Raw genomic sequence first — 12,165 nt, 5'->3', positions numbered from 1 at the left:
CCGGCAGCTCCTGAATGCGGCCTCCTGACCCTCGTGGCCAGGGACCGCACAGGGTGCTATTCTTGCGCCCATGAAACTCATCATCAAGTGGATTTTCAGTGCTGCCGCCTTGCTGGCGGTGGCTTATCTTTACTCCGGCGTCACCGTGACGAGCTTTCCGGCAGCACTGCTTGCAGCAGCCGTGCTCGGTGCACTGAATGCCGTGGTCCGACCAATATTGGTGTTGCTGACGCTACCGGTCACGCTTGTAACGCTGGGACTGTTCCTTTTTGTCATCAACGCCCTGATGTTCTGGGCCGCGGCCAGCCTGCTCAGCGGACTGCAAGTCACCGGCTTTGTCGCCGCCCTGATCGGTTCGCTGATCTACTCCGTGCTGCAACTAGCGATTGAGTTTTTCCTCGAGCGCCTGTTCCCGAAGTAACTGGTCGATCTCTCTTGCGCGCGTGTCGATGATGGACGCTTCAATATAGCTGTTGGCGCCGGCGCCGCCGTCCCGACCGCTTCGTATCACATCCTGTGCAGCCCTGAATCTGTCTCTTGCGGCGCCGTAGTCGAGCTGGGCCACGCGGCTTTCCGCATCAGCGCGAATCGCCCTGAGCGTCTGGCCTTGCTGGCCATACGCCGTCGCCAGCAGTTGCCAGGCAACGGCGTCCCGCGGGTGGTTGCTGACCCAATTTTGCAGTGCGCCTGACACATCCTGGAGTCCTCGCCCCATGGCCAGATCGGCCCGCGACTGCAACAGCAAGGCGGCCCGGCTGCTGGTGTTGGCAAGACGGGGCAAGGCTGTCGTGCCGCCTGCGGCCAGTTCAAGTTCAAGCGCAAGACATTCTGCCGGCTCGGCCAGCGCTCTGGTTGGTGCTGTAGCTGCCTTCAGCCGGCCAGCCAGACTGCGCGCGAGCGCGTGGTCGCGAAGCCTGCTGGCCGCCAGGGCTCCGCCGTACAGGATGCCGGCGTCCCTGGCCGTCAACGGCGCGGTCGCTACAGCCGGCTGCGGTAGCGCCTGTGCCTCAATCACCAAGGGACGCAAGCCGTCAACCCCCGGGCCACCCAACACACGCGCCCGGGCGGCCATCATTGCGTGCACCGTCCGCGCCGTACCTGCCTCTGCTGTGGCACGCGACGGGGGTGTGTTGCCATCGAGCTGCAACCGGCCCTTGACCTCTGCAATCCGTTCGGTAGTCAGCGGGTGGCTGCGCAGGTAGGGAAAAGAGCCGTTGTCATTGAGCCGCGACGCCTGTTGCAGCTTGTCAAACATGCCGGCGAAACCCAGCTGGTCGAACCCGGCATCAGACATGACGCCAAAGCCCACGCGGTCGGCCTCCCGCTCCATGTCGCGCGAAAAATTGAGCTGGTTTTGCACGGCCGCTGCCTGTCCGCCGGTAATTGCTGCATTGGCCAGCTCGGGGTTCTTGCTTGCCGCCAACGCACCCAGGATCATGGCGGCCACCAGCCAGGGCATCTGCTCCTTTTGCTTGCTCATCAGGCGTGAAATGTGGCGTTGCGTCACGTGGGTCAATTCGTGCGCCAGAACCGAAGCAAGTTCGTCGCGTGTCGACACCGCTGCTATCAGCCCCATGTGCACGCCGAGGTATCCCCCCGGCAAGGCAAACGCGTTGACCGACCGGTCGCGGATTTGCATGACATCCCAGGCAAACCTGGTTTCCAGCTCGGGACCAAGTTCACCGCGCGCCCGCGCCGCGGTCATCAGCGGCTGCCAGATGCCTTGCAAATAATCACCCAGCACCGGGTCGTCCAGATAATCCGGGTCGCGGTAGATGCTGCTGGCGATCCTGTCGCCGATACGCCTTTCAGCGCTGGCCGACAGTTCCGAGGTGTCGCCCAGTGCCGGCAATGCGCCGCTGGGACGGGCCGGAGCCTGTTGAGCCCGCGACAAGTCTGTCGACACTATCAGAAGTAGAGCGGCTAGCGCAATGCAGTCCTTGGCAAACCGCCTGTTTGGCTTAAAGCATTTAGAAGGAGTCAATGGGAACAAAAGCAATCACCTCGGTGGTATGAAGATCTAGCAAAACTGTCCAGAACTTGTCGCGGCTGTTCATGGGCGCGTAGCCTATGGACCGACCAGGGTTGCCGCCAACCGAAGCAGATTTCAGGGCTGCGTCGATGGTCCCAGACTCCGCCGGGAAACGGTTTTTCAAGTCGCTCAGCGGCTTGGCAGCAGTGAGAATTTGCGATTTGGCTTTTTCGTAGCTTTGCCACAGGAAGGGTCTGGCACTCAACGAAACGCCTCCCAAAGCGGCCAGAGTTGTCTCGAGCTTCTCGTCCTCGTTTTTAAAAGCACGAACCGAAACCAGTGTCGGCCCGGTCCAGGAGAGATGCCGCAACTCAGCGGGAGCCTGGTTCATCTCTCCCTTCGGAATATCCACCGCATGAACCACCCGGAACCGGTCGATTTCAAACGCCAGATGCACCGGACGCACAACAGCCACGGTCCATAAACCATACACCAGCGCAGCCAGTTGCAGAAAACCGATTACCGTCAAATCACGACGCAACACACCAACCGGCTTGCTGCGATTGAATACCGACAAGGTCAAAAATGGCCCCATGATCACATCGACTGTCACCACGATGAGAAACAACTCGCGACCGCCGGAAATTTCCCGGTAGGGGTAGGGATACCAGAGCGCAAATACCAGCCAGGCCGCCAGAACTGCAACGGCCAGACTGAGCGTCAGATGAATGCCAGCCGCCAACAGGCGGCTTTTCAGGGAGGGGGAAAAAGAAAATGCAGGCATGCTCTTATGATGACGGTTGCTTGTAAAGGTTTCGTAACAACATGACCACAACTTCACCGTTGACACATTTTGACAGTCAGGGGCAGGCCCATATGGTGGATGTCACGGCCAAATCCGCCACGCACCGCGTGGCTGTGGCGCAAGGCCGCATCAGCATGAATCCTGCCACACTGGCCATCATCCTGGAAGGTACCGCCAAGAAGGGTGATGTACTGGGGGTTGCCCGGATTGCCGGCATTATGGCTGCAAAAAAAACCAGTGATTTGATTCCTCTGTGTCATCCGCTGGCACTGACCCGTGTTGCGATCGACTTCAATCCGAACCCAGCCAGCGCCAGCATCTCTTGCCAGGCGACGGTGGAAACGGTCGGACCGACAGGCGTAGAAATGGAGGCCCTGACTGCGGTGCAAATAGCCTTGCTGACCATTTATGACATGTGCAAGGCAGCCGATCGCGGCATGACGATCACTGACGTGAAATTGCTGGAAAAGCGTGGCGGGAAATCGGGCAGTTTTATTGCAACACCATAGCTTCCGCTTCAGTCTGCAGGCGCTCCGGCCAGCCCGTTGACCTGGCGCCATCTTTCATATTCTTTGGGAAAAGCAGCGCGGTAACGGACGAGGTGCAGCAAGGCTTCGTCGTCACGCCCAAGCATGACGGCACTTTCAATCACCTTTTCGATCACTCGCGGTTCTGGCGAGAAATGCAGCAACCCTGTGGCTGTATCGAACGTCCACTGCGCGTTGTCGCGTTTCAGTACAGTGGTCGTCAGCTCCGCAAAACGTACCTGGTTCCGGAAAAGCCAGGACCCGCGGATCTTGCTCACCGTATCGCCACGATAGGCTGGGTCGCGCATCTCCGGCGCCCGGTAGATCTGGCTGACGCGGTGGTAATCCCACGCGGCGTAGGCAACGGCCGCGGACAGGGCCGAGGCAAGAGCAAGCCGCACCACCAACGCCACGAGAGAACCGTCAGGGTTGCCGGCGATGCGCTCCCGCGGTGTTACCCACAACATCCACACGCACAGGCCAACCGCCATCTGGAACGGCCCGTACCAAAGCGGGTACTCCAGCAGGCTGTGCAGCATGATCACGGCCAGCACGCTCCAGGCCATCTGGCGGGCCGAATTCGTTTCGCGCAAGGGCCTTGTACGCCAAACGATCCAACCGAGCGCAGCACATACAGTCAGTGCAGTAGGAATACCGAGTTCTACTGCCAGGTGCAGGGGCAAGTTGTGGGCGTTGTCCAGAATGTCGCAAAACCGCCCGCCCGGGAAAAGTGTCATGTAGTGCGCGTAGTCCAGCTCGCCCCAGCCCCAACCAAACCAGGGCTTTTGCGCAATGAGCGTCAATACGTTCGCCCAGAGGGTAAGACGGCCGGTACAAACTGCGTCACCAGCACGCAAGCGAGCGACCATGCCGTGGCCCATCAGATCCAACCCTCCCAGCCAGGGCAACACCAGCGCCGCGAGCACATAAGCCAGCACCGCGGCCAACAACACGCGGCGAACAAATGGCTGACGCCAACCGCCCCAGATCCAGCACAGCGCGCAAATCAGAAAAAGCTGCAACAACCCGGTTCGCGACGAGGAGGCGGCATTACCAGCTGCCAGCAGTCCCGCCGCCAACGGGGCTACCCATGGATATTTGCTGTCAAACTGCCGCGCAGCGTCGACGTTCCTGGTGAAATTGACTGGCATCCAAAGGAGAACCACCAGGGCAACGCTGGTCAGGCTGGCAAATTGGTTGCGCTGGCGCAAATTCGCGAAAGCCTCCCCCAACCTGGCCTGATTTATCCAGGGCAGAAAGCTGTCTCCTGCGCCAAGGTACTGCCACAAGCCCATCACACTGCTGAGCAAGCCCGCACCCAGCCAGGCCAACGAAGAGGCCGCCACCAGCCGCCCTGCCGGGGCCAAAATCGGTACACGGCTGCCTGCCGCAAGCAATGCAGCAGTGCAGAACCAGGAGAACAGCAGCGGCACGGCAGCAGGCACCGGCCCCGGGGCGAACGGATTGAGCCAAGGCAGCGCCAAAAGAAGAAAAAGGGCAATTAACTGCATTGAATCTGGAGATGATGGAAAGAGAGATGCCCAGGTAATACATCGGGAAGCATCACACCAGCATTTGCGCCGCTGGCGCCCCCCCGGTGCACAGTTCCTTCGCCTTGAGTGTTGCCCCCAATCACGTGCCAACGAGTCAATTCTCGGGCACCTTTCTGGCCGTTTATTCCCCGGCAGCAAATATAGCAAGCCGGAGCGCACTTCCTGCGATCCCGTAACCAACTCCGTACTGTCAGCGCATCACATAAACCACAGAATACGCATGAAAGAAATTCAAGTCAGGAAAGACAGGTTAGCATCATGCCGTTCCGCCCCGAAACCGCCTGAGAACAAGCGCCCAAAGCATGAATTGGAAACGAACGCCGTGGAAATGATCGCAATCGTCGGACTCGGCTACGTCGGTCTTCCGCTGGCCGTTGCATTCGGAAAGCTCATGCCTACGATAGGCTACGATCTGTCCCTCCCCAAAATCGATGCCTGCCGCAACCACATCGACCCGAGCGGAACCGTCCCCAGTCGCGATATGCGTGAGGCCGCCAGACTCACCTTCACTCCGGACGCGGGCGGGCTCGCTGGCGCTGACCTCTTCATCATCGCGGTGCCAACCCCGATTGACGGTGCCCGCAAGCCCGATTTCACGCCGCTCATCCGTGCCAGTGAAGATGTTGGCAGGCACCTGAAACGGGGCGCGACCGTCGTCTACGAGTCCACCGTCTATCCTGGCGCCACCGAAGAAATATGCATTCCCGTCCTCGAGCGGGTATCGGGCCTGAAGTGGCGGCAGGATTTCCACGTTGCGTACTCGCCAGAGCGCATCAACCCTGGGGACAGACTGCACACGCTGGCGAACACAATCAAGGTAGTGGCTGGAGACAGTCCCGACACCCTGGAGCGCGTCGCAACGCTCTATGAAAAAGTAGTCACCGCGGGCGTGCACCGCGTGTCCTCACTCAAGGTCGCCGAGGCCGCCAAGGTCATCGAAAACACCCAGCGCGACCTGAATATCGCGTTGATGAACGAGCTGGCCGTGATCTTCAACATGCTCGGCCTGGATACGCTGGAAGTGCTCGAAGCTGCCGGGACAAAGTGGAATTTCCTGCCCTTCCGTCCGGGGCTGGTCGGCGGGCATTGCATTGGCGTCGACCCCTACTACCTGACCTACAAGGCAGAAATGCTGGGTTACCACCCCGAAGTGATCCTGGCGGGACGGCGCATCAACGACAGCATGGGGAAATTCATTGCCGAGCAGACCGTCAAACAGTTGATTCAGGCAGACAGACACATCAAGGGCGCGAAGGTCAATGTCCTGGGGATCACGTTCAAGGAGAATGTGCCGGACCTGCGGAATTCCAAAGTGGGAGACCTGATCACTGAACTGCGTGCCTACGGCGTGGAAGTGCTGGTGCATGATCCGGTTGCCGATGCGGCCGAGGCGCTGCTGGAGTATGGCGTGGAGTTGATGGCCTGGGACTCCCTCCCGCAGGCAGATGCAGTGATCGTCGCCGTGGCGCACGAACCATTGCTATCCACGTCGTATGCCTCGTACGCCGGAAAATTAAAGCCCGGCGGATGTTTTATCGATGTCAAGGCGCGCTTTGACGGCGACAAGCTCAGCTCGGACGGCTTTGCGGTATGGCGCCTGTAAACGGTCAATGAAAACCATGCAGTTTCCACTCAAGCGCTTGTCACTAAATATCAAATCAGACGCTCTTTGTATGCGAGCCTGTAGAACGTCTTCCTCAGCATGAATGCAGCCACGTTAAATCCGCTGCGGATTGTTTCCGATATTTGGCGCCACCGCTATCTTCTCGGACAGCTGATCAAGCGGGATGTATTGCTACGCTACAGGGGTGCAATGTTTGGCGTGGTATGGATTTTTCTCAGTCCACTGCTGATGCTGGCGATTTTTGCTTTTATCTTCGGTCATATTTTTCAGGCACGCTGGCCCCAACAAAGCGGCGACCTTCCTTTTTGGCTGCTCCTTTACAGTGGCCTTATTATTTTCAATATCTTCGGCGAGACGGTGTCTCGTGCGCCGGCGGCTGTGCGCGGCTACCCCAGTTTTGTGAAGAAGATCATCTTCCCTCTGCATATCTTGCCCGTTGTTCCCTTGGGCGCGGCCTTGGTTCACGGTGCATTCAACTTTCTCATATTCGTGACGGCGCTGACTTGGGCCGGTGGCCTTCATGCGCAGATACTGCTTTTCCCGCTTCTGCTGTTGCCCGTCCTGCTACTTGCATTGGGACTCTCGTGGTTCGTGGCAGCTTGGGGTGTATTCATCAAGGACATGACCCAGATCGTTCCCTTGTTTGTGCAGATGATGTTGTTTTTGTCGCCGGTGTTTTATCCGATGAGTGCTGTGCCGGAAGTGTTGCGGCCCGTCTATCAATTCAACCCTTTGGGAATAGTCATAGAAACCGCTCGCGCCGTAGTCACCGGGCAGCCGATCAGCTGGGGGGCTTGGGGCATGGCGCTCAGCTTTTGCCTGGGCGCAGCGGTGCTGGGTTATGCCTTCTTCCAGCACAGCCGGGAGGAGTTCGCCGATGCACTCTGATGTCGCCATTTCCGTCAAGAATCTGACCAAGGCTTACCGTATTTTTGGCCACCCCGGTGATCGTATCAAGCAGGCACTCACCTTGGGCAAGATGCGCTTTCATCGGGAGTTCACGGCCTTACAGGACGTCTCGTTTGAAATCAAAAAAGGAGAAACCGTCGGCATCATCGGCCGCAATGGGTCAGGCAAAAGCACCTTGCTGCAGCTGATCTGCGGCATCCTGAAGCCGACCTCGGGTTCAGTAGAAGTTAATGGAAGAATTTCAGCGCTGTTGGAATTGGGCGCCGGCTTCAATCCGGAATTCACGGGGCGGGAGAATGTCTATTTTCAGGGCGCATTGACGGGTTTCACGCAGGCTCAAATGGCCGAGCGTTTTGACGCAATCGCGGCGTTTGCGGATATAGGAGAGTTTATCGACCAGCCGGTGAGAACTTACTCAAGCGGAATGTTTGTCCGACTCGCTTTTGCTGTAGCTACTTCAGTTGATGCTGACATTGTCTTAATTGATGAAGCAATGGCGGTCGGCGATATTGCTTTTCAGGCGCGCTGTTTTAGCCGCATTCAGCAACTAAAAGGTAATGGGACAACTTTTCTGCTGGTGTCGCATTCGATGTCCCAAATTCTGAACAATGCAGATAGCGCACTATTACTGGAAAATGGCATGGCCGTTAAGTACGGCGGGAACGTTCAGGCGGTCGTAGCGGCCTATGAAGCCAGGGTTCGCAACACATCGCGCCAAGCTCCATATGTAGAAGCCACTCCGCACCTCTCTGCTCACCCCATTACCCCAAGTACCCATGAGCAATTGAGTGAGGTGGCAGCCGCGCAAGCAAGGCGCGATCTTCACGAAAGTAGGTTTGGAACATTCGAATCCATTGTCAGCAAGATTGTTTTCATGCAGCAAGGGATCGAAAGTGTTTGCCTCGCCCCCGACAAGGAGACGGTGGTGCGCTTCTGTATCGAGTCCTCCCGAGGTTTCAGTAGTGCGGTATTAGGAATCTCTGCCCGCCAACCAGGGTCGGGGGATCTATGGGGGGACAACAATCTACTCGCAGGTCATCCACTGACCCTCCATCCTGGCATGAATTATGTTGAATACACCTTCATACTTCCCTTAGCGAGCGGCCAATATCTGATCCACTGCGGACTTGCTGTTTTCGAGTCCGGAAATCGAATCGAGCTAGACCAACGCTGGCCCGCAGAACAAATTACCGTGATCTCCCCTCGCGTTCAGTTGGGGCATGTTTATGCGCCAATAACTGTAAAAGTGACAGGTTAATGTTTGCCGTTTTTTTACCGTCCCTCAACTTCAGGGGAAACAGCACACCCTATCTATGGTGGTTTTATAAGTTTGTCTCAGAACTGGGCGCGCAGGCCGCGTACATTTGCGGAGAAGAGTATTTTTTTGACCCGGGCGAACATCATGCTGCGGGAAGGCCGGATGTATCCAACGGTTTCGCCACCAGTTTTGGTTTTGCCATACCGAATATTGAAACACTCGCCGTATTGGCTAGACACGGCATTCCCAACCACGTCTGGCGCTCCCTTGAAGATCGCTTTCCATCCAATCCTCTAGCAGCCTTCCAAGACTTCTGCCTGCAGAAAAACGAGTTGCTGGGTGCTGCCATTTTCGAGTCTCTTGACCAAATTACGCAAACACATGGAAAGGTGGAGGCTGTTCTTACATGCGTCAATTGCGTTACCTTGGCTGAGCTCTGTCGAACGAGGGATGTGCCCCTTATTCATGTCGAACTGGGGGCATTACGCCGCCCCCACTTCCCCCTGACCGCATACTTCGACTTCAGCGGCGTAAACGGTGGTACAGAGGCTCGCGCGAGATTTACAGCAGCAGAGGACGCACTTAAGTCAGACGGGTGGGGGAACTTGAAAGCACTACAGGGCCTGTTTTTTAGCACAGCGCCGCAGGAGGGACTCTGTCCGGATGTGGATTTGGGGCTCGCCTTGCAGGTCGAAGACGACAGCAATGTGATTTGTTACTCCAACCGCTTTTCGTCATCCTCACTGATAAACGACGCGCAGATCCGGTTGGCTCAAGGGGCCATCGCTGCTCCAGTGTTGGTTCGGTCACATCCGGGCTCGCTCTTCTCCGTTCGAAATATTTCGCCCGAATTTGTAGCGGACACTTCCGAAACCTCCTTGCAATTTGTATCGAGATGCAAACGCATACACACCATCAACTCGAGCGTCGCCGTCGAAGCATTGCTGCACGGTAGAGAAGTGTTCGTTTTTGGCGAAAGCTCCTTCGGCTTTTGTATTGACCCGCTTACCCACCGAATCAATGGACCCGCGACGGCATTTTTCCTCCTAAACTACCTCGTCCCTTGGGACATCGCGTTTTCCAGTGACTATCTTCGATTTCGACTCGCAAGGCCCTCAGAGGAGCGCATTCGAGAGGTACATCTGGAGCAATTTATGCAGAAAAAAATAGAACTCTTGGAGACTCGGATAGACGCACTTGAGGAACAAATCACTCAGATAAAGTCGTCCCTATCTTGGCGAATCACTCAGCCGCTACGTACTCTTCTTAAGGTGCTCCGCCAAGTTAAAGCCCGCGTCCGTTGATCGACAGGCACGGGGGTCCGAGTTTGCGAGGAGGTATCAAGATCAACGACTCACGAAACTTCTGGCTAGACGCTTGTCGAAGCGCCGCCATAGCGATGGTCCTTCTTTCGCATGGTCGCCACTTTCTCACACCGATTTTTCCAGATTTGCATTCGCTGCGGATTGGTGGGTTCTTGGGGGTCGAGTTGTTCTTTGTACTTTCCGGGTTTCTTGTTGGAACCATCGCCTGGCGCCATTTTCAAGACGCATCAAAGCCATGGGTAACAAACTTCGTGGTCAGAAGGTGGATGAGGACTCTGCCCAGCTACTACTTATTTTTGCTTGTAAATTTTGCGTTGATCGCATACGCGATAGCACCAGGCAGCGTTTCAGATTTGGCGTTGTTTGCGATTTTTGCGCAAAATCTCATATCGAAACACCCACCAGTCTTTGGTGAAGCCTGGAGCCTGGCTGCAGAAGAGGTATTTTATTTAATACTTCCACTGAGTTTGCTTTTACTCGGGAAAACAATTACTTCCAGAAAATCTGCTTTTTTAACGGCGACCACACTGTTGGTGCTAATTCCTTTGGTTCTGCGCCATCTGAAGGTTGAGATCGCTGATCCCTCTTGGGACGAAGGCATTCGGAAAATCGTCGTTTTTCGGCTAGACGCTCTTATGTTTGGAGTGCTCGCCGGATGGTTAAGTTACGAATACGCCGTCACAAAAAAGGTCAAAGCATTTTGGTTGTTTATCTGTAGCACGGCAATCCTTTTGTCTGCAGCAGGGCTATATTTCTCTGCGGGAAAAGATATTGACTCAAGTTACTTTGCGAGAGTTTGGCTCTTTCCCATGGTCTCGCTGGGCTTTAGCTTGCTGCTTCTTGGGGGCCTCGATTGGAACAAGGCTCCGGCATGGGCTCGGGCATTCACCGATACTGTCGCACGGTGGTCCTACTCACTCTACTTGGCCCATATGCCTGTGTTTCATCTAATTTACTGGTGTTTTGGATCGACGCCAGAAGGTGATCTTGAGGGTGCCCTCGTCCGTTGGTTGGGTTTTATCCTCGCGAGTCTCGCAATAGCCGCTTTAGTCGAACGCTTTTTCGAACGCCCGGTACTTGTGGTTCGCGATAAATTTATTCCGCGCTGATATCGCGCAGCGCGACGTAACTATCGCTGTAACGGAAGGCTACAAGTCTCGTCGTCTACGCTGGACACGGTGGCCTTCCACAACTTTTCCGGGCGCACGCACCCCGTTCAGCCGCGCCAAGCGGCGAGGTTAGTGATGGACCGACCTCAATCTAGGTTATTCTGAACATTCTCCGTCGCCCCAATCCCCTCCAGTCACCCAAATTCGACATGCAATCCATCTGGCCACTGACCGACAAACAAAGACCTGCCCGGCGATTTATAGATACCGTGGCTCACACCTTGCGACTCGTCCCCGGCTTTTGCAATATTTGTGGAGGACTTACGATCTTCAATGTCAAGCATCCCAATTTTCGTGAGCATGCGAACTGTGTGCGTTGCAAAAGCGTCAACCGCCAGCGCCAGATAGCTGCCGCTTTACTTTCATGTGTGGAAGGCGACGGCACCATGACACGGCTGACCTCCAGCCTCTACAGTCTGCCCGCGGGGCTAGTTATCTGGAATGCTGAGACCACGCGCGCTCTGCACACCAGATTGAAACAGCATCCAGGAATTCACTACATTGCATCCGACTTTGTCGATGCCCGCCATGCCAGCGGAGAAAGGGTAGGTGAAGTTCTGCACGTGGATATGCAGCACACTCATTTTGAGGATAATTCCATCGACTTCATTCTGAGCAGTGATGTCCTGGAGCATGTACCATTCTTCGAAGTTGCGCTCAAGGAAACGTATCGAGTCCTTAAGCCCGGAGGGTGTCACATCTTTACAGCGCCCTTCTATCACCATCGCTTTACCAACGAAATCCGGGCCGCGCAAACAGATGACGGCAGCATCATCTACAACAGAAGGGCTTGGTACCATGATGATCCTCTGCGGCCCGAGGGCGTGCTGACCTATACCGTTTTTGCCCCGGAGCTACTGTGTCAGCTCGAGCGCACAGGCTTCGAAGCAAGGCTGCTGCGCCTGCATTCACCGTGGCATGGCATCTATGGCCAGAACGGACTCGTTATCGTCGCGCGCAAGGCACTTCCGCCAAATCACGCGCGCGACTGGATCTTTTCCGATCCTGCCTGAGCCATTCGAT

At 56.3% G+C, this 12,165-nt stretch carries 11 protein-coding genes; 8 read left to right on the top strand and 3 right to left on the bottom strand.

The window, feature by feature from the left end; all coding sequences use genetic code 11:
• Positions 1-70: 70 nt before the first annotated feature.
• Positions 71-421, top strand: a complete 351-nt coding sequence (locus tag B0B52_RS00195) for a phage holin family protein (RefSeq protein ID WP_077591585.1) — start codon at positions 71-73, stop codon at positions 419-421.
• Here B0B52_RS00195 and B0B52_RS00190 read toward each other — a convergent pair.
• The gene (locus B0B52_RS00190; RefSeq protein WP_254425584.1) at positions 380-1,906 is read right to left on the bottom strand and encodes a M48 family metalloprotease; all 1,527 of its coding nucleotides are present in this window, start codon (positions 1,904-1,906) and stop codon (positions 380-382) included. The two genes, B0B52_RS00195 and B0B52_RS00190, sit on opposite strands and share 42 nt — an antisense overlap.
• A 64-nt stretch (positions 1,907-1,970) precedes the next feature.
• Complete coding sequence (tfpZ, locus tag B0B52_RS00185; RefSeq protein ID WP_254425583.1) at positions 1,971-2,822, bottom strand: TfpX/TfpZ family type IV pilin accessory protein; 852 nt, start codon at positions 2,820-2,822, stop codon at positions 1,971-1,973.
• Here tfpZ and moaC point away from each other — a divergent pair.
• Complete coding sequence (gene moaC, locus B0B52_RS00180) at positions 2,798-3,286, top strand: cyclic pyranopterin monophosphate synthase MoaC (RefSeq protein WP_077591583.1); 489 nt, start codon at positions 2,798-2,800, stop codon at positions 3,284-3,286. The genes tfpZ and moaC overlap by 25 nt on opposite strands.
• Before the next feature lie 8 nt (positions 3,287-3,294).
• On the opposite strand, the gene B0B52_RS00175 is transcribed toward moaC, so the two are convergent.
• Positions 3,295-4,815: a PglL family O-oligosaccharyltransferase gene (locus B0B52_RS00175; RefSeq protein WP_077591582.1), complete on the bottom strand. Its 1,521-nt coding sequence runs from the start codon at positions 4,813-4,815 to the stop codon at positions 3,295-3,297.
• A 364-nt stretch (positions 4,816-5,179) separates the two neighbouring features.
• Here B0B52_RS00175 and B0B52_RS00170 point away from each other — a divergent pair, with 364 nt between their 5' ends.
• The 6 genes from B0B52_RS00170 to B0B52_RS00145 all read left to right on the top strand — a co-directional run bounded on the left by B0B52_RS00170 (position 5,180) and on the right by B0B52_RS00145 (position 12,155).
• Positions 5,180-6,460 (top strand): nucleotide sugar dehydrogenase, encoded by a 1,281-nt coding sequence (locus B0B52_RS00170; RefSeq protein ID WP_139351763.1) that lies wholly within the window; start codon positions 5,180-5,182, stop codon positions 6,458-6,460.
• A 99-nt stretch (positions 6,461-6,559) separates the two neighbouring features.
• On the top strand, positions 6,560-7,369 hold the full coding sequence (locus B0B52_RS00165) for an ABC transporter permease (protein WP_077591580.1): 810 nt from the start codon (positions 6,560-6,562) through the stop codon (positions 7,367-7,369).
• Positions 7,359-8,648 (top strand): ABC transporter ATP-binding protein, encoded by a 1,290-nt coding sequence (locus B0B52_RS00160; RefSeq protein WP_139351762.1) that lies wholly within the window; start codon positions 7,359-7,361, stop codon positions 8,646-8,648. Before B0B52_RS00165 ends, B0B52_RS00160 begins: the two co-directional genes overlap by 11 nt.
• A complete protein-coding gene (locus tag B0B52_RS00155; RefSeq protein ID WP_077591578.1) occupies positions 8,648-9,952 on the top strand; it encodes a hypothetical protein in 1,305 nt (434 codons plus the stop codon). Before B0B52_RS00160 ends, B0B52_RS00155 begins: the two co-directional genes overlap by 1 nt.
• A complete protein-coding gene (locus B0B52_RS00150) occupies positions 9,949-11,082 on the top strand; it encodes an acyltransferase family protein (protein ID WP_371327346.1) in 1,134 nt (377 codons plus the stop codon). Before B0B52_RS00155 ends, B0B52_RS00150 begins: the two co-directional genes overlap by 4 nt.
• Before the next feature lie 209 nt (positions 11,083-11,291).
• The gene (locus B0B52_RS00145; protein ID WP_077591576.1) at positions 11,292-12,155 is read left to right on the top strand and encodes a class I SAM-dependent methyltransferase; all 864 of its coding nucleotides are present in this window, start codon (positions 11,292-11,294) and stop codon (positions 12,153-12,155) included.
• Positions 12,156-12,165 lie beyond the last annotated feature (10 nt).

Origin of the sequence: Polaromonas sp. A23 (assembly GCF_002001015.1) — a bacterium.
Lineage (GTDB): Bacteria > Pseudomonadota > Gammaproteobacteria > Burkholderiales > Burkholderiaceae_C > Polaromonas.
Note: the sequence above shows the minus strand (reverse complement) of the source record. Positions and strands in the feature narration are given on the sequence as shown.

Bases quoted from the DNA above. Each gene is read 5' to 3' on its own strand.
- B0B52_RS00195 (WP_077591585.1), top strand. From the start codon at position 71: ATGAAACTCATCATCAAGTGGATTTTCAGTGCTGCCGCCTTGCTGGCG.
- moaC (WP_077591583.1), top strand. From the start codon at position 2,798: ATGACCACAACTTCACCGTTGACACATTTTGACAGTCAGGGGCAGGCC.
- B0B52_RS00175 (WP_077591582.1), bottom strand. From the start codon at position 4,815: ATGCAGTTAATTGCCCTTTTTCTTCTTTTGGCGCTGCCTTGGCTCAAT.
- B0B52_RS00165 (WP_077591580.1), top strand. From the start codon at position 6,560: ATGAATGCAGCCACGTTAAATCCGCTGCGGATTGTTTCCGATATTTGG.
- B0B52_RS00160 (WP_139351762.1), top strand. From the start codon at position 7,359: ATGCACTCTGATGTCGCCATTTCCGTCAAGAATCTGACCAAGGCTTAC.
- B0B52_RS00155 (WP_077591578.1), top strand. From the start codon at position 8,648: ATGTTTGCCGTTTTTTTACCGTCCCTCAACTTCAGGGGAAACAGCACA.
- B0B52_RS00145 (WP_077591576.1), top strand. From the start codon at position 11,292: ATGCAATCCATCTGGCCACTGACCGACAAACAAAGACCTGCCCGGCGA.